The following is a 21,845-nucleotide window of genomic DNA, read 5'->3' as shown; positions in this document are numbered from 1 at the left end:
GACAGTATGCTTTGTGAAATTTGTGGTAAAGAAGAAGCAACGATTCAATTAACATCAACTGGTAAGAAACATAAAACTGAACAATGGATTTGTAAAAACTGTGCTTCAGAACATTTTTATTTCCAAGATGATCAAATGAGCGATCAAAATTTAGATCAAGAATTTGTTGTGAATCAATTTTTACAATATCTCGTAGGTAAACACGGCATTAACTTTAAGCAAGTTCAACCACAAGAAGAAAAGCACTGTCCTACTTGTGGCATGACTTTACCTGATATAGCTAAAGTAGGTAAGTTTGGTTGTCATGACTGTTATGAAACGTTTAAAGATGATGTACCTCAAATTATTAGAAGAGTGCAAGCGGGTAGTGGCGAACATACAGGTAAGATACCTGTTTCATCTAGAAGCAAAATCCAGCTTAAACAACAAATAGCTGAAAAAGAAAAAATCTTACAAGGTTTGATTGAAGAACAAGCTTTTGAAGATGCGGCAGTTGTTAGAGATGAAATCAAAGCTTTGAAAGCAGAAGGTGAGGTCAAGTAAATGGAAGAACATATCAATGAACATATTAGCGATTGGATGAAAAAAACAGATGATACGCCAATTGTCATGAGCTCCAGAATAAGACTTGCTCGAAACCTTCAAGATGAAGTTCATCCGCTCAAATACGAAGATGACGAAACAGGAAATAAAGTAATTGATAAAGTTAGTAAGGCATTATCAAATTTAAAACTTACAAAGTTATCTGAATTAAGTGAGCTTGAGCAAAATAAATTAGTATTTAAACATTTAATCAGTCCTGCACTTACGAAACAGCAGTCCGGCGCAGTACTATTAAATGAAGATGAATCTACAAGTGTTATGATTAACGAAGAAGACCATGTAAGAATACAAGTAATGGGCAACAATCTCGTGTTAAATGAACTTTATGAAACAGCATCTAAATTAGATGATGAGTTAGACAAACATTTAACAATTTCATACGATGAACAACATGGATTTTTAACGACATGTCCTACTAACATTGGAACTGGTTTAAGAGCGAGTGTCATGTTGCATTTACCAGGACTGAGCATTATGAAACGTATGAAAAGAATTGGCCAAGCAATTAATCGATTTGGTTATACAATTCGGGGTATATATGGAGAAGGAACAGGTGCACTAGGCCATGTATATCAAATATCGAATCAATTAACACTTGGTAAGACTGAACAAGAAATTATTGAAGACTTAACACAAATTGTTGAACAGATTATTAGTGAAGAAGAACAAATTCGACAAAGACTTGATCGCTTTAACCATATGGAAACGAAAGATAGAGTCCATCGTGCTAAAGGTATCTTAAAGTCAGCGCAGTTAATATCTGTTGAAGAAGCATCACTTAGGTTAAGTGAAATGAAACTCGGTATAGATTTAGGTCATCTCGAGAGTAATGACTTTAATTTTGATAATTTAATGGTTACAATACAAACACCATTCTTTGAAGGTGAAGACTCGGAACAATCTGTAGATGAAAAGCGAGCAACCTTTTTAAGAGAACACATATAAAAATTAGGAGGTTAGTTTATGCTATTTGGTAGATTAACAGAGCGTGCACAACGCGTATTAGCGCATGCACAAGAAGAAGCAATGAGATTGAATCATTCAAATATAGGAACAGAACATTTATTATTAGGTTTAATGAAAGAACCAGAAGGAATTGCAGCTAAAGTTCTTGATGCGTTTGGTATTACTGAAGAAAAAGTAACTAAAGAAGTTGAGAATTTAATTGGTCAAGGCCAAGAGCAAGTAGGCGCAATTCATTACACACCTAGAGCTAAAAAAGTAATCGAACTTTCTATGGATGAAGCAAGAAAGCTCAACCATACATTCGTAGGAACAGAACATCTTTTATTAGGACTCATTCGTGAAAACGAAGGTGTCGCTGCTCGTGTGTTTGCTAACTTAGATTTAAATATTACAAAAGCAAGAGCACAAGTTGTGAAATCATTAGGTAGTCCAGAACAAGGTTCGAAAAATGCACAAACTACTAAAAATCAAGCAACACCTACTTTAGATGGATTAGCTAGAGACTTAACAGTGATTGCTGAAGATGGAACTTTAGATCCAGTTATTGGACGTTCAGACGAAATCACAAGAGTGATAGAAGTATTAAGTAGAAGAACTAAAAACAACCCAGTTCTAATTGGGGAACCTGGTGTCGGTAAGACGGCGATTGTCGAAGGACTAGCACAAGCAATTGTACAAAACGAAGTGCCTGAAACATTAAAAGGTAAACGTGTTATGTCGTTAGATATGGGAACAGTTGTTGCTGGTACTAAATATCGCGGTGAATTTGAAGAAAGATTGAAAAAAGTAATGGAAGAAATTCATCAAGCTGGTAACATCGTGTTATTCATTGATGAGTTACACACACTTATTGGTGCTGGTGGTGCAGAAGGTGCGATTGATGCATCTAATATCTTGAAACCTGCACTAGCGCGTGGTGAATTACAATGTATCGGTGCTACAACATTAGATGAGTATCGTAAATATATTGAAAAAGACGCAGCGTTAGAAAGACGTTTCCAACCAGTTAAAGTTGATGAACCAAATACTAAAGATTCTATTTCAATCTTAAAAGGATTAAGAGATCGTTATGAAGCGCATCACCGTATCAACATTTCAGACGAAGCAATTGAAGCGGCTGTTAATATGAGTGATCGTTATATTTCTGATAGATTCTTACCAGACAAAGCAATCGACTTAATTGATGAAGCAAGTTCTAAAGTGAGACTTAGAAATTATACGACACCACCAAGTCTTAAAGAGCTTGAATTAGAACTAGAAACAGTTAAGAAAGAAAAAGATGCAGCAGTGCACTCTCAAGAATTTGAAAATGCTGCTAACTTAAGAGATAAACAAACAAAACTTGAAAAACAATTAGAAGATACGAAAAACGAATGGAAAAAAGCACAAGGTGAGAAGAATACTTGTGTAACGGCTGAAGATATTGCTGTAGTAGTAGCAAATTGGACAGGTGTTCCAATTACAAAATTAAATGAAACAGAATCAGAACGACTATTAAACTTAGAGTCTATACTTCATGGTCGTGTAATCGGTCAAAATGATGCTGTTCAATCTATTTCTAAAGCAGTTAGACGTGCAAGAGCAGGATTGAAAGATCCTAAGAGACCAATTGGTAGCTTCATATTCTTAGGTCCAACTGGTGTTGGTAAAACGGAACTTGCTCGTACACTAGCTGATGCAATGTTTGGTGAAGAAGATGCAATGATCAGAGTTGATATGAGTGAGTTCATGGAGAAACACTCTGTCAGTCGATTAGTAGGTTCTCCTCCAGGTTATGTAGGTCATGATGATGGTGGTCAATTAACTGAAAATGTAAGACGTAAACCATATTCAGTTATTTTATTTGATGAAATTGAAAAAGCACATCCAGATGTATTTAATATCTTATTACAAGTGTTGGATGATGGTCATTTAACAGATTCTAAAGGTCGTAAAGTAGACTTTAGAAATACGGTTATTATTATGACATCTAACGTAGGTGCTCAAGAGCTACAAAACGCTAGATTTGTAGGCTTTGGTGCGAAAGATAGTGGACCTGATTATGAAACAATCAGAAAAACAATGATGGATGAGTTGAAACAACAATTCAGACCAGAATTCTTGAACCGTGTGGATGATATTATCGTATTCCACAAACTAGAAAAGTCACATCTTAAAGAAATTGTTGCTAAGATGGCTGGCAACTTAACTAAACGTCTATCAGAACAAGGTATTCACATCACACTTTCTGATCCAGCACAAGAAAAAATTGCTGATGAAGGATTTGATCCTGAATATGGTGCGAGACCATTAACGCGTGCTATTCAAAAACATGTAGAAGATAACTTAAGTGAATTAATTTTATCTGGCCAAGACTTAGTAGGTAAAGATGTCATGGTTGATTACAGAGATGATGAATTTAAATTTGATATATCAGATCATAAAGAAGACGAAACAGAACAAGAAACTTCACAAGCTTAAAAATTAAAATGTAATTTTAATCATATAATGAGTCCGCAAACTATTGCTATTAATAGTCTGCGGACTTTTTATGTTTGTTTTAAAGTATATTAATTTGTTTTTACAGTCAGTCAAGTTTAAAATATAACTATTTAATTAATACGGAGGTAACATGGATGGCAAAAAAGAAAGTAGTATTTGAATGTTTAGCCTGCGGATTTCAATCTCCTAAATGGATGGGTAAATGCTCAAATTGTGGTGCGTGGAATCAAATGGAAGAATCTATTGAACAAAAAGAAACTAAAGGACCTAAAAATACATTTAAGTCAGATGTTCCAGTTCAAAAAATAGAAAAATTAAAAGATATTAAAGAAGAAGATACACCTAGAATAAAAACTAAAATTAATGAATTTAACCGTGTCTTAGGTGGGGGAGTCGTACAAGGTTCACTTGTATTAATAGGTGGAGACCCCGGAATTGGGAAATCTACATTACTATTACAAATATGTGCGGCACTATCCCAACAAAAGAATGTGTTATATGTATCAGGTGAAGAATCGGTAAAACAAACTAAACTAAGAGCAGAGCGTTTAGTTGAAGATTCTGGAGAATTAAATGTATATGCAGAAACGAATTTAGAGATTATACACAGTATGGTTCAAAAAGAAAAACCAGATGTATTAGTTATCGATTCTATTCAAACTGTTTATCATCCAGAAGTTACATCTGCGCCAGGTTCAGTTTCTCAAGTGAGAGAATGTACACAAAATTTAATGCACATAGCTAAACAAATGAATATAGCTACATTCATCGTTGGACATGTAACGAAAGATGGACAAATAGCTGGTCCAAGATTATTAGAACATATGGTAGATACCGTTTTATACTTTGAAGGTGATACACATCATGCTTATCGTATATTGAGAGCAGTTAAAAACCGTTTTGGTTCAACTAATGAAATGGGTATTTTTGAAATGAAACAAACTGGGCTTAATGAAGTAACGAACCCTTCAGAAATGTTTCTCGAAGAAAGAACGAAACATGTGTCTGGTTCGACCATTGTTGCGACGATGGAAGGGACAAGACCTATATTAGTTGAAGTCCAAGCACTTGTAACACCTACAACATTCCATAACCCACGAAGAATGGCTACAGGTATAGATCATAATAGATTAAGCTTGTTAATGGCCGTACTAGAGAAAAAAGAAAACTTCTTATTACAACAGCAAGATGCATATATTAAAATTGCTGGTGGTGTTAAATTGAGCGAGCCTGCTGTAGACTTAAGCATTATCATAGCGATAGCTTCAAGTTTCCAAGATAAACCAACTAAAGGTGATGATTGCTACGTTGGTGAAGTTGGTTTGACGGGTGAAGTAAGAAGGGTAGCAAGAATTGATCAAAGGGTCCAAGAAGCTGCTAAACTCGGATTTAAGCGTATTATTATACCTAAAAATAATATTAAAGGTTTAGAATTTCCAGAAGGCACTGAAGTGATTGGTGTATCAACGACAAGAGAAGCATTGAAACTTGCTTTTAATGCATAATTAACCATTAGGAGGATAACGTATGAAAATTTTAAAGGGACTAATCATATTGTGTTACTTAGTCATAGGTTCCTCGCTTGGTATTATGGTGATTCCAGAACTGATTAATGCGTTTAGTATCCAACCTGAAGAAGTGCTCACTAATTCATACATTGATGGTCTTATTGGAGCAGTTGTCATTTTCTTATTGTTTGGATTTTTAATAGATAAAATTGTAGACATGGCTGATCAAGGAGAAAAGTATTTATTAAAGAGAAGTATTCTTGAAATATTTTTTGCTACTATCGGTGTGATGATTGGTTTAATGATTGCGGTGATGGTCTCATTTATATTAGAAATGATCGGTGCGCCAGTCTTGAAACATATTTTACCAATAATTATTGCTGCTTTTTTATGTTATTTAGGATTTCAGATTGGCTTGCAAAAGCGTGAAGAGATATTACGATTATTTCCAGAAAGCATATCAAATTCATTAATGAGACAAACAACTTCAAAATACGCGAAAATTTTAGACACAAGTGCGATTATTGATGGACGAATTTTAGATGTTGTGAAATGTCGTTTTATAGATGGTGAAATACTTGTTCCTCAAGGTGTTATAGAAGAGTTGCAAGTAATTGCTGACGCTAAAGATAGTGTTAAACGAGATAAAGGTCAACGTGGATTAGATATTTTAAATTCACTTAAGGAAACGGATTTCTCAATTTCAATAATTGAACCAACTTCTACACATAAAGATGTAGATGCGCTATTAATTACTTTAGCTAAAAAATATAACGCGAGTATTATTACGACAGATTATAATTTGAATAAAGTTTGTGCTGTGCAAGGGATTAAAGTATTGAACGTTAACGATTTGTCAGAAGCTATCAAACCTGTCTTACATCAAGGAGATATTTTCGATTTATTAATCACGAAAATTGGTAAAGAAGATGATCAAGGTGTCGGGTATTTAGATGATGGGACAATGGTTGTTATTGAAAAAGGTAGAGAATGTATTGGTAAAACAATTACAGTTGAGGTTATGAGTTTATTACAAACGTCCTCTGGTAGAATCATATTTGCGAAGAAGGTGTCATAAATTGGGGTTTACTACGATAATACCAGCAGCTGGGCAAGGCAAAAGAATGGGAACCGAAATAAATAAATTATTCCTGGAAGTTGATGGAGAAACAATTATTCGAAGAACCGTGTCTGTTTTTCAAGAAATTGAGAAATGTGAACAAATTTTTATTGCTGCACATCCAAATGAAGTTCATTTAATGGAGGAACATTTAAAAGATTTCAGTAAAGTTGCTGGAGTTATTCCTGGTGGTAAAGAAAGACAACATAGTATCAATGAAGTATTAAAAGTATTAATAGATACAGAAGTTGTTATGGTTCATGATGGTGCTAGACCATTTATTACGCACGAAAAAATAAATCAGCTTTATCAAGAAACTTTAAAAAACAATGCTGTTATATTAGCAGTACAGGCTAAAGATACAATAAAAAGAGTAATCGATGGTGTTGTAGAAGAAACTTATGATCGAGCGACTATGTTTCAAGTACAAACACCTCAATCTTTTAGTAGGAATGTCATTTTACAGGCTTATAATTTAGCTGAAAAAGATGGGTTTATAGGTACTGATGATGCTTCGTTAGTAGAGCGAGCAGGGTACAAGGTACATATTACAAATGGCGATTATGATAACATCAAAATTACAACCCATGAAGACTTAATAATTGCTGATTCTATATTAGAAAGACGAGGTAATTGTGATGTTTAGAATAGGTTATGGTTATGACGTACATGAATTTGATCAAACAAGGCCACTTATAATTGGTGGCATTAAAGTAGAACATACTCACGGATTAAAAGGGCATAGTGATGCTGATGTATTACTCCACGCAATTACGGATGCTATTCTTGGTGCTGCCAGTCTCGGTGATATAGGTAAACTTTTTCCAGATACAGATCCTACATTTAAAAATGCGGATTCAAAACGGTTATTAAATGAAGCTTATAAACAAGTTTTGAAAAAGGGATATAAACTTGGAAATGTAGATGCTACAATTATAGCTGAACAACCAAAATTTAGACCCCATATAGATAAGATGAGAGACGCAATTGCTTCAATATTTGAAGTGTCTATTGAGGATGTAAATGTGAAAGCGACTACTAATGAAAAATTAGGATTTCTAGGAAGAGAAGAAGGCATACAAGCGCAAGCTGTGGTATTATTAACAAGTAAAGAATAAAACAGGAGTGAGACGATGAGTAACAAAGTAAGAGTAAGATACGCGCCAAGTCCGACTGGTTACTTACACATCGGTAACGCAAGAACCGCATTATTTAACTATTTATTTGCTAAACATTATGATGGGGATTTTGTTATACGTATTGAAGATACTGATATAGCCAGAAATTTAGAAGACGGAGAAGCGTCACAATTTTCTAACCTTGAATGGTTAGGATTAGGATGGGATGAATCTGTCAATAAAGACGGAGGATATGGTCCATATCGCCAATCAGAGCGCGGACATTTATATCAACCATTAATTGACCAATTATTAGCCGAAGATAAAGCTTATAAATGTTATATGACTTCAGAAGAATTAGAAGCTGAACGCGAAGAACAAATCGCTAGAGGAGAAATGCCTCGTTACGGTGGTAAACACGCACATTTAACTAAAGAAGAACAAGAGGCTTTTGAAGCAGAAGGCAGACAACCAAGTATTCGTTTCAGAGTACCACAAAATACTGAATATAAGTTCGACGACATCGTTAAAGGTGAAGTTGCATTTGATTCAAATGGTATTGGTGACTGGGTTATTTGTAAAAAAGATGGTATACCAACTTATAACTTTGCTGTTGCAATTGATGATTATTATATGGAAATTTCTCACGTTATTCGTGGTGATGATCATATTTCAAACACGCCTAAACAACTTATGATATATGAAGCTTTAGGTTTTGAACCGCCACAATTTGCACACATGACGTTAATCGTTAATGAAGACCGCAAAAAATTAAGTAAACGTGATGGACAAATTCTACAGTTTATTGAACAATATAAAGATTTAGGTTATTTACCTGAAGCAATCTTTAATTTTATCGGATTATTAGGATGGTCTCCAGAAGGCGAAGAAGAACTCTTCTCTAAAGAAGAATTCATTAAAATCTTCGATGAAAAACGCCTTTCAAAATCACCAGCTTTCTTCGATAAGAAAAAATTAGAGTGGATTAATAACCAATACATGAAAGAAAAAGATTCTGAAACAGTCTTTGAAATGACAATTCCACATATGGTTAAAGCTGGTTTGTTATCAGAAAGTCCTTCAGAAGCGGAATTATCTTGGGCAAGAGATTTAGTAGGTTTATATCAACAACAAATGAGCTATGCAGGCGAAATTGTTCCGTTATCTGAACTATTTTTCAGAGAACATCTTGATTTCACTGAAGAAGCACAAGAAGTCTTAGATGGCGAACAAGTACCAACTGTAATGGCTGAGCTTGTAAAACAACTTGAAACTTTAGAGCCATTTGAATCAGCCGAAATTAAAAAATCTATTAAAGCAGTACAAAAAGAAACAGGCATCAAAGGTAAACAATTGTTTATGCCTATTCGAGTTGCTGTTTCAGGTCAAACACATGGCCCAGAGTTACCTAACACAATCGAGTTATTAGGTAGAGATAAAGTGTTAGCAAGATTAAAACGTTTCGTTTGATTTTTTTAAAACAAGACTCTATGATAAAAATGACTTAAAGGATAAGTAGTTTGGATAATGTGAAATTAGAGAGTACATGGTTGCTGAAAATGTGCCACATTATATAAACGAATGCACCTTTATTATACAAGGTAAATATATCAATATTTAAATGAGTGAGCATTTTAAAATGCTAAAAAGAGTGGAACCGTGCAAAAAGGCACCTCTAGCAACTATTGTTAGAGGCGCCTTTTTGTTATCTGAGGGGGGATTTAAATGTTTAGAAGAGTCAAAGATGATATTCAAATGGTATTTGATCAAGACCCAGCAGCAAGGTCTTCATTTGAAATCGTTATGACTTACTCAGGGCTGCATGCTATATGGAGTTATTTGATTGCAAATTGGTTCTTTAAAAAGAAAATGTACTTTATTGCAAGATCAATATCGCAAATATCTCGATTCTTTACAGGTGTCGAGATTCATCCAGGCGCTACTATTGGAAAGAGGTTATTTATAGACCATGGTATGGGGATTGTAATAGGTGAAACATGTCGTATTGGAAACAATGTGACAATCTACCAAGGTGTGACACTAGGCGGAACTGGTAAAGAGCGAGGGAAAAGACATCCCGATATCGGTGATAATGTTTTAATAGCTGCTGGTGCAAAAGTACTTGGCAATATAGAAGTTGGAAGTAATGTGAATATTGGAGCGAACTCAGTCGTGTTAAAAGATGTTCCAGATTACTCTACTGTTGTTGGCATACCAGGTAGAATTGTTAAGCAAGACGGATTGAAAGTCGGTAAGAACTTTAATCATACTAATTTACCAGATCCTATATATGAACAATTAAAAGAATTGGAACGTCAACTTGAAAAGACGAAGAATGGAGAGATTGTTGATGATTACGTTATATAATACGTTAACGAGACAAAAGGAAAAATTTATTCCCATTGAAGAAGGGAAAGTAAAGATGTATGTTTGTGGTCCAACTGTTTACAACTACATTCATATAGGGAATGCTAGAGCGACAGTTGCCTTTGATGTTGTAAGGAGATATTTAGAATATCGTGGATATGATGTTCAATATGTATCTAACTTTACTGATGTTGATGATAAATTAATTAAGACCGCAAATGAATTAGGTGAAACAGTACCTGAAATTGCAGATCGTTTTATAGAAGCATTCTACGAAGACACTGGGGCATTAAATTGTAAACGTGGTACGTCTAATCCAAGAGTTATGGATCATATGGACGATATCATTGCTTTTATAAAGGTGCTTGTGGAAAAAGGATATGCATATGAAAGTGGCGGCGATGTTTATTATCGTACGCGACGTTTTGATGACTATGGTAAGTTAAGTCACCAATCTTTAGACGACTTAAAAGTTGGTGCAAGAATTGAAACTGGTGAACAAAAAGAAGACGAACTAGACTTCACATTATGGAAACAAGCTAAACCCGGCGAAATTAAATGGGATAGTCCATGGGGTGAAGGCAGACCAGGATGGCATATAGAATGTTCAGTAATGGCACAAGTTCACTTAGGTGATACAATTGACATCCATGCAGGTGGGACAGATTTACAATTCCCTCACCATGAAAATGAAATAGCACAATCAGAAGCGCACAATGACAAGACCTTCGCTAATTATTGGATGCATAATGGTTTTGTAAATATAAATAATGAAAAAATGAGTAAATCATTAGGGAACTTTATTTTAGTGCATGACATTATTAAAGAAATTGACCCAGATGTATTAAGGTTCTTTATGGTTGGTGCGCATTATAGAAATCCAATCAACTATGATTTGGATCTCGTTCAGTCGGCAAATAAAGGGTTAGAAAGAATACGTAATAGTTATAAATCATTAACGGATAGAGAAAGTTTTGCATTACGTGAAAATGATGAAACGAATCAATATATTGAAAACATCAATCAAATATTACTAGACTTTGAAACATATATGGATGATGATTTTAATACTGCTAATGCTATGACAGCTTGGTATGATTTAAATAAATTAGCGAATAAATACTTATTAGAAAATACAACTTCAACACAAACTATTCAACGCTTTAAAGAAGTATATCAAGTTTTTAGCGACGTATTAGGTGTGCCTTTAGTTGGTAAAGCTCAAAATGAATTGTTAGATGAAGAAATTGAAGCGTTAATAGAAGAGCGTAATGAAGCAAGAAAAGCTAAAAATTTCCAAAGAGCCGATGAAATTAGAGATGCGCTTAAAGAACAAAACATTATTCTTGAAGACACAGCTCAAGGTGTGAGGTTTAAACGTGGATAAATTAACAGTAAAAATGTTAAATCCTTTATCTTTAGCGTATATGGGAGACTCGATTTTAGATACTTATGTCCGAAAGCATATTATTCTTAAAATTAAAGGTAAGCCGAATCGTTTACATCAATTATCTAAGCAATATGTTTCTGCAAAAGGACAAGCCTTTGCACTTAATATATTGATAGAAGAATCTTTTTTTAATGAAGAAGAATTAGATATTATTAAACGTGGTCGAAATGCAAAGAGTTATACGAAAGCTAAGAATACAGACATTCAGACCTATAGAAAAAGTTCGGCAATTGAAGCGGTTCTTGGCTATTTATTTTTAATAGATGAAACAGAACGATTAGAAGCACTAATAAATAAAATGATAGAAATTACAGAAGAAAGGGTGAGTGCGAATGGATGAATCCATCATTGTTGGTAGACATGCGGTAAAAGAGGCTATAACTTCAGGGCATACAATTAATAAAGTGCTTATTCAAGAAGGTATCAATAAGAAACAAATTGGTGAAATTTTAAAAATTGCAAAAACTGAAAAAATAGTTGTTCAAACTGTACCTAAATCAAAAATTGATTACCTGACAGATGTTCCACATCAAGGGATTGCTGCACTAATTGCACCATATCCATATAAAGAACTGGAAGATTTCATTTCCGAAACGAAAGATATAGATCATCAACCTTGCTTATTAATGTTAGATGGTTTAGAAGATCCACATAATTTAGGCTCAATAATGAGAACTGCTGATGCTATCGGCATTGATGGAATTATCATACCGAAAAGAAGATCAGTTCAGCTAAATGCAACTGTAGCTAAAGCGTCTACTGGCGCAATTCAACATGTTCCAGTAATTCGAGTTACAAATTTACCGCATACTATTGAACGTCTTCAAGATGTGGGCTATTGGGTTGCGGGTACTGATGCTAAGAATGCAACAGACTATCGCCAAATGGATGCTGGAATGCCGTTAGTAATTGTTATTGGTAGTGAAGGTGAAGGAATGAGTCGACTAGTTAAAGATAAGTGTGACTTTCTTATTAAATTACCAATGGTCGGGCACGTAAACAGTTTAAATGCATCAGTTGCGGCAAGTCTATTGATGTATGAAGTATATCGTAAAAGGCATCCTATAGGTCAGTCATAATGAAAGATATCTATTTAATTATCGATGGCTATAATTTAATAGGGCAGTCAAAGGAGTTATCTTCAATTGCTCAAGTTTCTTTAGAAGAAGCGAGAGACAAACTGTTAATCACACTTATTAATTACAATACACAACATGATGGTGAGATGATTGTAGTTTTTGATGCTTATGGCGTAGAAGGCACAGAATCTATTGAAATTAAACATGGTGTAAAAGTGGTTTATACAAAAGGTAAAGAAACGGCAGATAGCTACATTGAGAAATTAACATATGAATTATATAGAAAGCACATCACACATATAACAGTAGTAACAAGTGATATGAGTGAACAACATGCTATTTTTGGTTCGGGTGCATATAGAATTTCTTCGAGAGAAATGTGGTCGACGATTGCCAATCAAGAATCTGTAGTAACAAAACACTTATCAGAAATAGAAACAAAAACACCTAGAAACAGATTGGACTTGCCAGATGAAGTTCTGCAGCAATTTGAAAAATGGAGAAGAAATAACAAATAAACATTATTTTTTGAAGTTTGATTAAAAAGTACTGTGCTCTGTAAAATATGTTCATCACTAATACGAGGAATGGACATCATGTATGACATAATTACAGAGCAACAACTTTTAAAATGGATTCATGCTATACAACAAGGTGAAAAAGAAACATTTAATCAACTATTAAATGTTTTTGAAAAAGACATCATAAAAAGATTGAACGCTTTAAGGTTATCTATTGAAGATAAAGAAGATATTGCACAGGTGATTAGATATAAATTATATAAGCAAGCGCTGACTTTTGATTTTCAAAAGGAGGAGTCTTTTGCTCATTGTGTGAACGTTATTATTAAAAATGCTAAAATTGATTATATACGTAAAACAAAAAGCGAGAAATATAAACTGCATACAGAATCGTTGCGTATAGATGAGCTAAGTAGTGAATCGTATAGTTTAGCGGAACGTATCTATGATATCAATGCTCCGTCGTTTGAAGATGCTATGTTAATAGAAAGTTTTCTATTATATTTATTTAAATGTAAAAAGTTAACTACTATGGAAGCAAACGTAGTAAAATTAACTTTGCAAGGAAAAACAAAAAAAGAAATATCGACAGAATTAAATATCCCAGTGAAGCATATATATAACGCACAATACCAATTAAAAAAGAAACTCAATAAAGCTGAAATTACTTCAGCTCTGTTTGACAATTAGGTGTTTTGTTTTGTATATTAATCTAGGATTAGAATGAATTAGGTGATAAGATGAGAAAAGTCCCTTTAAATTGCGAGAAATGCGGAGCTAGGAATTATACAGTCCCTAAAAAAGATACAGATGAACGATTAGAGCTAAAAAAGTTTTGTAAAACTTGTAATACGCATACATTGCATAAAGAATCCATCTAAAAGGAGGAAAATCAATGGCTAAAAAAGAAAACTTCTTTCAAGGCGTAAAATCCGAAATGCAAAAAACAAGTTGGCCAACAGGCAAAGAACTTGTTAAATATACAACGATAGTGGTGTGTACAGTAATCTTTTTCTTAATCTTTTTCTATGCATTAGATTTAGGAATTACAGAATTAATTAATTTTATTAGATAGTAAGGAGTGGCAAAATGTCAGAAGATATAGGCGCTAAACGATGGTACGCAGTCCACACTTATTCAGGTTATGAAAATAAAGTTAAAACTAACCTTGAAAAGCGTGTAGATACAATGAATATGCAAGAACAAATCTTTAGAGTTGTAATTCCAGAAGAAGAAGAAACTTCTATTAAAGATGGTAAAGCGAAAACAACAATTAAAAAGACATTTCCAGGTTATGTATTAGTAGAATTAATCATGACAGATGAATCATGGTATATTGTCAGAAATACACCTGGTGTTACAGGATTTGTTGGATCTGCAGGTGCAGGTTCTAAACCTAACCCACTATTACCTGATGAAGCGAAATTTATTTTGAAACAAATGGGTATGTCAGAAAAAACAGTCGATGTTAAAGTTGAACTAGGTGAGCAAGTTCGTGTAACAAGTGGTCCGTTTAGTAACCAAGTTGGCGAAATTAAAGAAATAGATGTTGAGAAGTATAAATTAACTGTACTTGTAGATATGTTTGGTAGAGAAACACCGGTTGAAGTAGAATTCGACCAAATTGAAAAGTTGTAAAAAAACACTTGAAATTTTAAAATTTCAATGTTATTATTTAAAGGTCGCGCTCGGACTATGCGCAACCATTTCATTACGAAATGAAGAGTGGGAGGGTAAAATATCATTACCCCATGACCACATCACGATATCAAGGAGGTGCACATCGTGGCTAAAAAAGTAGTTAAAGTAGTTAAATTGCAAATTCCTGCAGGTAAAGCGAATCCAGCACCACCAGTTGGTCCTGCATTAGGTCAAGCCGGTGTGAATATTATGGGATTCTGTAAAGAATTCAACGCTCGTACACAAGAGCAAGCAGGTTTAATCATTCCAGTTGAAATTACAGTATTTGAAGATCGTTCATTTACTTTCATCACTAAGACACCACCTGCAGCAGTATTACTTAAAAAAGCAGCTAAAGTAGAAAAAGGTTCAGGTGAACCTAACAAAACTAAAGTTGCAACAGTAACTCAAGACCAAGTACGTGAAATTGCTAACACTAAAATGCCTGACTTAAATGCAGCATCTGAAGAAGCAGCTATACGTATCGTTGAAGGTACTGCACGTAGTATGGGTATTGTCGTAGAATAATTGAAATTTTAAGTTTAAGCAGGCGGCTGTTTCGCTGTCTGCTATTGCATTGTCTTTATAGCAATGCACGTGGGAGGTAACATTCCGCTAAAACCACTAAAGGAGGAAAAACAATATGGCTAAAAAAGGTAAAAAGTATCAAGAAGCAATTGCTAAAGTTGACCGTAATTCAACATATGAAATAGAAGAAGCGATCAAATTAGCAAAAGAAACAAGTACTGTTAACTTTGATGCATCTGTAGAAGTTGCATTTCGTTTAGGTATTGATACTCGTAAAAATGACCAACAAATCCGTGGTGCTGTAGTATTACCACACGGTACTGGTAAAACACAACGTGTATTAGTATTCGCTAAAGGCGATAAAATTAAAGAAGCAGAAGAAGCTGGAGCAGACTATGTAGGTGAAGAATACATTAATAAAATCAACCAAGGTTGGTTCGAATTTGATGTAATCGTAGCTACACCTGATATGATGGGTGAAGTTGGTAAACTTGGTCGTGTATTAGGACCTAAAGGTTTAATGCCAAACCCTAAAACTGGTACAGTTACTATGGATATCCAAAAGGCAGTCGGAGAAATTAAAGCAGGTAAAGTAGAATACCGTGCTGAAAAATCTGGTATTGTTCATGCATCTATTGGTAAAGTATCATTTGAAGAGCAACAATTAGTTGAAAACTTCAAAACAATCAAAGATACATTAACAAAAGCTAAACCATCATCATCTAAAGGTACTTACTTCAAGTCTGTTGCTGTTACAACAACAATGGGCCCTGGTATCAAAGTTGATACTTCAAGCTTCAAACTTTAAAATATAAATATATTGACTTCACGTCCGAAACGCGTTATAGTTTTTGATGTGTAATATTTAACCTAAGACAGTAGGAGTTCATTTTGGGACTTAAAAGTTAATCCTACCGAGGCCTAAATTGACTTGAACGTATAAATTTCAAGCACTTTTTGCCGTAGGTAAAAAGTGCTTTTTTGTTGAGAAACCTCATCATAAAAGCACGTGATAAATAATATGGAGGTGTAAAGATGTCTAATTCAAAAATCGTTGAAGTGAAACAACAAAAAGTTGATCTAATTACAGAACAATTTAAAAATTCTGTTTCAACAATTCTTGTGGATTACCGTGGTTTAACAGTTGCGCAAGTTACTGAATTACGTAAACAATTACGTGAAGCTGGTATCGAATATAAAGTTTACAAAAATACTTTAGTTCGTCGTGCTGCTGAAGCTGCTGGAATCGAAGGTTTAGAAGAGTCATTAACTGGTCCTAACGCAATTGCTTTTTCAAATGAAGAAGTTGTTGAGCCAGCGAAAATTCTTGCTGACTTTGCTAAAGCAAACGAAGCATTAGAAATCAAAGCAGGTGTTATTGAAGGACGAGTTGTTTCTGCAGAAGAAGTTAACACAATCGGTTCATTACCATCAAAAGATGGTCTTGTATCAATGTTACTATCTGTATTACAAGCTCCAGTTCGTAACTTTGCTTATGCAGTTAAAGCTGTCGGAGAACAAAAAGAAGAAAGTGCTGAATAATTCAGCAACAAATAAAATCAATTAATGGAGGATATATATCATGACTAATGAAAAAATTATCGAAGAAATCAAAGAAATGTCAGTATTAGAATTAAACGACTTAGTAAAAGCTATTGAAGAAGAATTTGGTGTAACAGCAGCAGCTCCAGTAGCATCAGCTGGCGCAGCTGGTGCAGACGCAGCAGCTGAACAAACTGAATTCAACGTTGAATTAACTTCAGCTGGAGATTCAAAAATTAAAGTTGTTAAAGCAGTTAAAGAAATAACTGGTTTAGGCTTAAAAGAAGCTAAAGAAATCGTAGACAACGCTCCTAAAGTTGTTAAAGAAGGTTTATCTAAAGAAGACGCTGAAGCTTTAAAAGAAAAATTAGAAGAAGTTGGCGCATCTGTAGAAGTAAAATAATCTCCGTATTAAATCAAAAACCCGTTATTATCATGATAACGGGTTTTTCTTTACTCATTAAATGCAATAAAGAGGTGGCGTAATGAGTCATTATTTTGATAATGATCCAAATGTGAAGTCGGAACGAGAAAATTTCGATTATTTCTACCGCGACATCAAACTCTCCCTTCAGACAGATCATGGTGTTTTCTCAAAAGGGAAAATAGATTTTGGATCTGATTTATTAGTTTCTACTTTTTTAAATGCTAACCCCCCTGGTCCTAAAAAGAAAATATTGGATGTAGGTTGCGGATACGGTCCTATAGGTTTAATGTGTGCAAAAGTACTTCCTCATAGTGAAATAACATTAGTGGATGTTAACGAACGCGCATTGGACTTAGCGAAAGAGAATAAAAAGATTAATCAAATTAGCAATGCAGACATAAAAACGAGCAATTGTTTAGATGCTGTATTAGATTTGAAATTTGATTATGTACTAACAAATCCACCTATAAGAGCTGGAAAAGAAGTTGTACATCGAATAATTGAACAAAGTGATGATGTATTAACTAGTGGTGGAGAGCTTTGGGTCGTAATTCAAAAGAAACAAGGAATGCCTTCTGCGAAGAAGAAAATGCAAGCCCTTTATGGCAATGCAGAAACAATAGAAAAAAGCAAGGGTTATTACATTTTAAAAAGTGTAAAAGCTTGATTTTGGTGTTTTGTTCTGATATAGTAATAGAATGTTAAAAATTATATTCAATAAGTGTGTACTTTTGCGTCGCCCTTAATTGAATGTTAGGAATAAGTCGTACGAAATAGAAAATGGAATCATTGACTTTCCGTTTTCTTTTTGTCTTATTATATTTATTTTGTAAGGCGCAAAGTTATATTCACAATATTTGAGGGGTGAATCTGTTGACAGGTCAACTTATCCAGTATGGAAGACATCGTGTTCGTAGAAGTTATGCGAGAATTTCCGAAATTTTAGAACTACCTAACTTAATCGAGATTCAAACGAAATCATATCAATGGTTTCTTAAAGAAGGTTTACTTGAAATGTTCCGAGACATTTCTCCAATTGATGACTTTACAGGTAACTTATCTTTAGAATTCGTAGATTACCGTTTAGGTGAACCGAAGTATGATTTAGAGGAGTCTAAAAACCGTGATGCGACATATTCCGCGCCATTACGCGTTAAAGTCCGTTTAATCAATAAAGAAACAGGCGAAGTAAAAGACCAAGAAGTATTTATGGGTGATTTCCCATTAATGACTGACACTGGTACTTTCGTAATTAATGGTGCAGAACGTGTTATTGTATCTCAACTTGTACGTTCACCATCCGTTTATTTCAATGAAAAAGTTGATAAAAACGGTAAAGTGAGTTTTGGAACAACTGTAATTCCTAACCGTGGTGCATGGTTAGAGTATGAAACAGATGCGAAAGATGTTCCTTACGTAAGAATAGATAGAACTCGTAAATTACCAATTTCAGTATTAGTCCGTGCACTAGGTTTCTCATCTGATCAAGAAATCATTGATTTACTTGGTGATAACGAATACCTTAGAAACGCATTAGACAAAGATAATACTGAAACAACAGATCAAGCATTGCTTGAAATCTATGAGCGTTTACGTCCGGGAGAACCACCAACAGTAGAGAACGCTAAAAGTTTATTATATTCACGTTTCTTCGACCCAAAACGTTATGATTTAGCAAGCGTAGGTCGTTATAAAATGAATAAAAAATTACATCTTAAACACCGTTTATTCAACCAAACGTTAGCTGAACCTATCGTTGATGTTGAAACAGGTGAAATTGCAGCTGAAGAAGGTACTGTACTAGATCGTCGTAATTTAGATAAAATTATTGACGTATTAGAATCTAACGCTAATATTCATGTATATGAATTAAATAGTGGTGTATTAGATGAACCAGTTGAAGTACAAGCAGTTAAAATTTACATTCCTGGTGATGAAGAAAAACGTACAACAACAGTGATTGGTAATGCGTTCCCTGATGAAGCAGTGAAATGCATTACGCCAGCAGATATTATTTCTTCATTATCATATTTCTTTAACTTGTTACATGGTGTAGGTTATACAGATGATATTGACCACTTAGGTAATCGTCGTTTACGTTCAGTAGGCGAATTATTACAAAACCAATTTAGAATTGGTTTATCACGTATGGAACGTGTCGTACGTGAACGTATGTCAATTCAAGATACTGAATCAATCACACCTCAACAATTAATTAATATTCGTCCAGTTATTGCGTCTATTAAAGAATTCTTTGGTAGTTCTCAATTATCTCAATTCATGGACCAAGCAAACCCATTAGCTGAGTTAACTCATAAACGTCGTCTATCTGCATTAGGACCCGGCGGTTTAACTCGTGAACGTGCTGGTATGGAAGTACGTGACGTTCACTATTCTCACTATGGTCGTATGTGTCCAATTGAAACACCTGAGGGACCAAACATCGGTTTAATTAACTCTTTATCAAGTTATGCGAGAGTTAATGAATTTGGTTTTATTGAAACGCCTTATCGTAAGGTTAATATCGAAACAAACCAAGTTACTGACAGAATTGACTATTTAACAGCTGACGAAGAAGACAGCTATGTTGTAGCGCAAGCAAACTCAGTACTTGATGAAACAGGTAAATTCGTTGATGATGAAGTACTTTGTCGTTTCCGTGGGGATAATACTACGAAACCTAAAGAACGTATGGATTACATGGATGTATCACCTAAACAGGTTGTTTCTGCTGCGACAGCATGTATTCCTTTCTTAGAAAACGATGACTCTAACCGTGCGCTTATGGGTGCAAACATGCAACGTCAAGCAGTGCCTTTAATGAATCCTGAAGCGCCATTTGTTGGTACAGGTATGGAACATGTGACTGCACGTGATTCAGGAGCAGCTGTAGTTGCGAAATTTAAAGGTAGAGTTGAACACGTTGAAGCTAAAGAAATTTTAGTTAGACGTATTGTTGAAGAAAATGGTAAAGAAATCGAAACGGAATTAGACCGTTACCCATTATCTAAATTCAAGCGTAGTAACTCTGGTACTTGTTATAATCAACGTCCAATCATTTCGAGTGGTGACATTGTGGATAAAGGTGAAATTTTAGCTGATGGTCCTTCAATGGAATTAGGTGAAATGGCACTTGGTCGTAACGTAGTTGTTGGTTTCATGACATGGGACGGTTATAACTACGAGGATGCTGTAATCATGAGTGAACGTTTAGTTAAAGATGACGTTTACACTTCAATTCACGTTGAAGAGTATGAATCAGAAGCTCGTGATACTAAATTAGGACCTGAAGAAATCACACGTGATATTCCTAACGTTTCTGATAATGCACTTAAAAACTTAGATGATCGTGGTATTGTTTACGTTGGTGCAGAAGTTAAAGACGGGGATATTCTTGTTGGTAAAGTAACGCCTAAAGGTGTAACTGAACTAACTGCTGAAGAAAGATTATTACATGCAATCTTTGGTGAAAAAGCTCGTGAAGTTCGTGATACATCATTACGTGTACCTCATGGTGCAGGTGGTATTGTATTAGATGTTAAAGTATTTAATAGAGAAGAAGGCGATGATTCATTATCTCCAGGTGTTAACCAATTAGTACGTGTATATATCGTTCAAAAACGTAAAATACATGTCGGAGATAAAATGTGTGGACGTCATGGTAACAAAGGTGTTATTTCTCGTATTTTACCAGAAGAAGATATGCCTTACTTACCAGATGGCACACCAATTGATATCATGTTAAACCCACTAGGTGTACCTTCTCGTATGAATATCGGACAAGTATTAGAACTTCATCTTGGAATGGCAGCTAAGAATTTAGGTATTCATGTTGCTTCACCAGTATTTGATGGTGCAAACGATGATGATGTTTGGTCAACTATTGAAGAAGCAGGTATGGCCCGTGATGGTAAAACTGTACTTTACGATGGTCGTACTGGTGAACCGTTTGACAACCGTGTATCTGTAGGTGTTATGTATATGCTTAAACTTGCACACATGGTAGATGACAAATTGCACGCACGTTCTACTGGACCATACTCACTTGTTACACAACAACCACTGGGCGGTAAAGCACAGTTTGGTGGACAACGTTTCGGTGAGATGGAGGTATGGGCACTTGAAGCTTATGGTGCTGCATATACTTTACAAGAGATTTTAACTTATAAATCTGATGATACTGTAGGTCGTGTTAAAACTTACGAAGCCATCGTAAAAGGTGAAAACATCCCTAAACCGGGTGTTCCTGAATCATTCCGCGTGTTAATGAAAGAGTTACAAAGTTTAGGTCTAGACGTTAAAGTTATGGACGAACATGATAACGAAATCGAAATGCGTGATTTAGAAGATGAAGAAATGATGGACAAGAAAGTTGAGTTAGGTGTTTCACAAGATGCAGCAATAGAAGGACAACAAGTAACTGATTAAAAGTTAATAAAGCGCATTTGGTAAGAC

The 21,845-nt window shown here is 34.7% G+C and carries 23 protein-coding genes and 1 other annotated feature; all 23 genes read left to right on the top strand.

Going from position 1 to position 21,845, the window contains the following annotated elements; all coding sequences use genetic code 11:
- Positions 1 to 6 precede the first annotated feature (6 nt).
- The 23 genes from PYW35_RS12485 to rpoB all read left to right on the top strand — a co-directional run bounded on the left by PYW35_RS12485 (position 7) and on the right by rpoB (position 21,818).
- Positions 7 to 543 (top strand): UvrB/UvrC motif-containing protein, encoded by a 537-nt coding sequence (locus PYW35_RS12485; RefSeq protein ID WP_016911177.1) that lies wholly within the window; start codon positions 7 to 9, stop codon positions 541 to 543.
- Positions 544 to 1,548, top strand: coding sequence for a protein arginine kinase (locus PYW35_RS12480; protein ID WP_016911176.1), 1,005 nt, complete (start codon positions 544 to 546; stop codon positions 1,546 to 1,548).
- Between the two features lie 18 nt (positions 1,549 to 1,566).
- The gene (locus PYW35_RS12475) at positions 1,567 to 4,029 is read left to right on the top strand and encodes an ATP-dependent Clp protease ATP-binding subunit (protein WP_016911175.1); all 2,463 of its coding nucleotides are present in this window, start codon (positions 1,567 to 1,569) and stop codon (positions 4,027 to 4,029) included.
- 155 nt (positions 4,030 to 4,184) lie between these two features.
- A complete protein-coding gene (gene radA / locus PYW35_RS12470) occupies positions 4,185 to 5,555 on the top strand; it encodes a DNA repair protein RadA (protein WP_103322210.1) in 1,371 nt (456 codons plus the stop codon).
- 22 nt (positions 5,556 to 5,577) lie between these two features.
- The gene (locus PYW35_RS12465) at positions 5,578 to 6,636 is read left to right on the top strand and encodes a PIN/TRAM domain-containing protein (protein WP_016911173.1); all 1,059 of its coding nucleotides are present in this window, start codon (positions 5,578 to 5,580) and stop codon (positions 6,634 to 6,636) included.
- A gap of 1 nt (position 6,637) precedes the next feature.
- Positions 6,638 to 7,324: a 2-C-methyl-D-erythritol 4-phosphate cytidylyltransferase gene (gene ispD / locus PYW35_RS12460; protein WP_016911172.1), complete on the top strand. Its 687-nt coding sequence runs from the start codon at positions 6,638 to 6,640 to the stop codon at positions 7,322 to 7,324.
- Positions 7,317 to 7,796, top strand: a complete 480-nt coding sequence (gene ispF / locus PYW35_RS12455) for a 2-C-methyl-D-erythritol 2,4-cyclodiphosphate synthase (protein ID WP_103322209.1) — start codon at positions 7,317 to 7,319, stop codon at positions 7,794 to 7,796. The genes ispD and ispF overlap by 8 nt, the downstream gene beginning before the upstream one ends.
- A gap of 15 nt (positions 7,797 to 7,811) precedes the next feature.
- Positions 7,812 to 9,266, top strand: a complete 1,455-nt coding sequence (gltX, locus tag PYW35_RS12450) for a glutamate--tRNA ligase (protein ID WP_016911170.1) — start codon at positions 7,812 to 7,814, stop codon at positions 9,264 to 9,266.
- Positions 9,267 to 9,521: 255 nt separating this feature from the next.
- Positions 9,522 to 10,163: a serine O-acetyltransferase gene (cysE, locus tag PYW35_RS12445; protein ID WP_016911169.1), complete on the top strand. Its 642-nt coding sequence runs from the start codon at positions 9,522 to 9,524 to the stop codon at positions 10,161 to 10,163.
- Entirely contained in the window at positions 10,147 to 11,550 is a 1,404-nt protein-coding gene (gene cysS, locus PYW35_RS12440; RefSeq protein WP_016911168.1) for a cysteine--tRNA ligase, read from the top strand. The genes cysE and cysS overlap by 17 nt, the downstream gene beginning before the upstream one ends.
- Before the next feature lie 13 nt (positions 11,551 to 11,563).
- Positions 11,564 to 11,953 (top strand): Mini-ribonuclease 3, encoded by a 390-nt coding sequence (locus tag PYW35_RS12435; protein ID WP_162829036.1) that lies wholly within the window; start codon positions 11,564 to 11,566, stop codon positions 11,951 to 11,953.
- Entirely contained in the window at positions 11,946 to 12,692 is a 747-nt protein-coding gene (gene rlmB / locus PYW35_RS12430; protein ID WP_016911166.1) for a 23S rRNA (guanosine(2251)-2'-O)-methyltransferase RlmB, read from the top strand. The genes PYW35_RS12435 and rlmB overlap by 8 nt, the downstream gene beginning before the upstream one ends.
- Positions 12,692 to 13,210 (top strand): NYN domain-containing protein, encoded by a 519-nt coding sequence (locus PYW35_RS12425; protein ID WP_016911165.1) that lies wholly within the window; start codon positions 12,692 to 12,694, stop codon positions 13,208 to 13,210. Before rlmB ends, PYW35_RS12425 begins: the two co-directional genes overlap by 1 nt.
- A 78-nt stretch (positions 13,211 to 13,288) precedes the next feature.
- Positions 13,289 to 13,903, top strand: a complete 615-nt coding sequence (locus PYW35_RS12420; RefSeq protein ID WP_103322208.1) for an RNA polymerase sigma factor — start codon at positions 13,289 to 13,291, stop codon at positions 13,901 to 13,903.
- Positions 13,904 to 13,953: 50 nt separating this feature from the next.
- Positions 13,954 to 14,094: a 50S ribosomal protein L33 gene (gene rpmG / locus PYW35_RS12415; protein WP_083840509.1), complete on the top strand. Its 141-nt coding sequence runs from the start codon at positions 13,954 to 13,956 to the stop codon at positions 14,092 to 14,094.
- Positions 14,095 to 14,108: 14 nt separating this feature from the next.
- Positions 14,109 to 14,288 (top strand): preprotein translocase subunit SecE, encoded by a 180-nt coding sequence (gene secE, locus PYW35_RS12410; protein WP_016911163.1) that lies wholly within the window; start codon positions 14,109 to 14,111, stop codon positions 14,286 to 14,288.
- A gap of 14 nt (positions 14,289 to 14,302) precedes the next feature.
- Entirely contained in the window at positions 14,303 to 14,851 is a 549-nt protein-coding gene (nusG, locus tag PYW35_RS12405; protein WP_016911162.1) for a transcription termination/antitermination protein NusG, read from the top strand.
- Positions 14,852 to 14,998: 147 nt separating this feature from the next.
- Positions 14,999 to 15,421 carry a 50S ribosomal protein L11 gene (gene rplK, locus PYW35_RS12400; RefSeq protein WP_016911161.1) on the top strand — a complete coding sequence of 141 codons (423 nt, stop codon included), beginning with the start codon at positions 14,999 to 15,001 and terminating at the stop codon, positions 15,419 to 15,421.
- 115 nt (positions 15,422 to 15,536) lie between these two features.
- A complete protein-coding gene (gene rplA, locus PYW35_RS12395; protein ID WP_016911160.1) occupies positions 15,537 to 16,229 on the top strand; it encodes a 50S ribosomal protein L1 in 693 nt (230 codons plus the stop codon).
- Positions 16,230 to 16,272: 43 nt separating this feature from the next.
- Positions 16,273 to 16,413 (top strand) — a sequence feature (ribosomal protein L10 leader region).
- A 43-nt stretch (positions 16,414 to 16,456) separates the two neighbouring features.
- A complete protein-coding gene (gene rplJ / locus PYW35_RS12390) occupies positions 16,457 to 16,963 on the top strand; it encodes a 50S ribosomal protein L10 (RefSeq protein WP_016911159.1) in 507 nt (168 codons plus the stop codon).
- Positions 16,964 to 17,003: 40 nt separating this feature from the next.
- Entirely contained in the window at positions 17,004 to 17,366 is a 363-nt protein-coding gene (rplL, locus tag PYW35_RS12385) for a 50S ribosomal protein L7/L12 (RefSeq protein ID WP_413481869.1), read from the top strand.
- 82 nt (positions 17,367 to 17,448) lie between these two features.
- The gene (locus tag PYW35_RS12380) at positions 17,449 to 18,057 is read left to right on the top strand and encodes a class I SAM-dependent methyltransferase (protein WP_016911157.1); all 609 of its coding nucleotides are present in this window, start codon (positions 17,449 to 17,451) and stop codon (positions 18,055 to 18,057) included.
- A gap of 206 nt (positions 18,058 to 18,263) precedes the next feature.
- A complete protein-coding gene (gene rpoB, locus PYW35_RS12375) occupies positions 18,264 to 21,818 on the top strand; it encodes a DNA-directed RNA polymerase subunit beta (RefSeq protein WP_016911156.1) in 3,555 nt (1,184 codons plus the stop codon).
- Positions 21,819 to 21,845: the final 27 nt, after the last annotated feature.

It is taken from the genome of Mammaliicoccus vitulinus (assembly GCF_029024305.1).
Lineage (GTDB): Bacteria > Bacillota > Bacilli > Staphylococcales > Staphylococcaceae > Mammaliicoccus > Mammaliicoccus vitulinus.
Note: the sequence above shows the minus strand (reverse complement) of the source record. Positions and strands in the feature narration are given on the sequence as shown.

Bases quoted from the DNA above. Each gene is read 5' to 3' on its own strand.
- PYW35_RS12485 (WP_016911177.1), top strand. From the start codon at position 7: ATGCTTTGTGAAATTTGTGGTAAAGAAGAAGCAACGATTCAATTAACA.
- PYW35_RS12480 (WP_016911176.1), top strand. From the start codon at position 544: ATGGAAGAACATATCAATGAACATATTAGCGATTGGATGAAAAAAACA.
- PYW35_RS12475 (WP_016911175.1), top strand. From the start codon at position 1,567: ATGCTATTTGGTAGATTAACAGAGCGTGCACAACGCGTATTAGCGCAT.
- radA (WP_103322210.1), top strand. From the start codon at position 4,185: ATGGCAAAAAAGAAAGTAGTATTTGAATGTTTAGCCTGCGGATTTCAA.
- PYW35_RS12465 (WP_016911173.1), top strand. From the start codon at position 5,578: ATGAAAATTTTAAAGGGACTAATCATATTGTGTTACTTAGTCATAGGT.
- ispF (WP_103322209.1), top strand. From the start codon at position 7,317: ATGTTTAGAATAGGTTATGGTTATGACGTACATGAATTTGATCAAACA.
- gltX (WP_016911170.1), top strand. From the start codon at position 7,812: ATGAGTAACAAAGTAAGAGTAAGATACGCGCCAAGTCCGACTGGTTAC.
- cysE (WP_016911169.1), top strand. From the start codon at position 9,522: ATGTTTAGAAGAGTCAAAGATGATATTCAAATGGTATTTGATCAAGAC.
- cysS (WP_016911168.1), top strand. From the start codon at position 10,147: ATGATTACGTTATATAATACGTTAACGAGACAAAAGGAAAAATTTATT.
- PYW35_RS12435 (WP_162829036.1), top strand. From the start codon at position 11,564: ATGTTAAATCCTTTATCTTTAGCGTATATGGGAGACTCGATTTTAGAT.
- rlmB (WP_016911166.1), top strand. From the start codon at position 11,946: ATGGATGAATCCATCATTGTTGGTAGACATGCGGTAAAAGAGGCTATA.
- PYW35_RS12425 (WP_016911165.1), top strand. From the start codon at position 12,692: ATGAAAGATATCTATTTAATTATCGATGGCTATAATTTAATAGGGCAG.
- PYW35_RS12420 (WP_103322208.1), top strand. From the start codon at position 13,289: ATGTATGACATAATTACAGAGCAACAACTTTTAAAATGGATTCATGCT.
- rpmG (WP_083840509.1), top strand. From the start codon at position 13,954: ATGAGAAAAGTCCCTTTAAATTGCGAGAAATGCGGAGCTAGGAATTAT.
- secE (WP_016911163.1), top strand. From the start codon at position 14,109: ATGGCTAAAAAAGAAAACTTCTTTCAAGGCGTAAAATCCGAAATGCAA.
- nusG (WP_016911162.1), top strand. From the start codon at position 14,303: ATGTCAGAAGATATAGGCGCTAAACGATGGTACGCAGTCCACACTTAT.
- rplA (WP_016911160.1), top strand. From the start codon at position 15,537: ATGGCTAAAAAAGGTAAAAAGTATCAAGAAGCAATTGCTAAAGTTGAC.
- rplJ (WP_016911159.1), top strand. From the start codon at position 16,457: ATGTCTAATTCAAAAATCGTTGAAGTGAAACAACAAAAAGTTGATCTA.
- rplL (WP_413481869.1), top strand. From the start codon at position 17,004: ATGACTAATGAAAAAATTATCGAAGAAATCAAAGAAATGTCAGTATTA.
- PYW35_RS12380 (WP_016911157.1), top strand. From the start codon at position 17,449: ATGAGTCATTATTTTGATAATGATCCAAATGTGAAGTCGGAACGAGAA.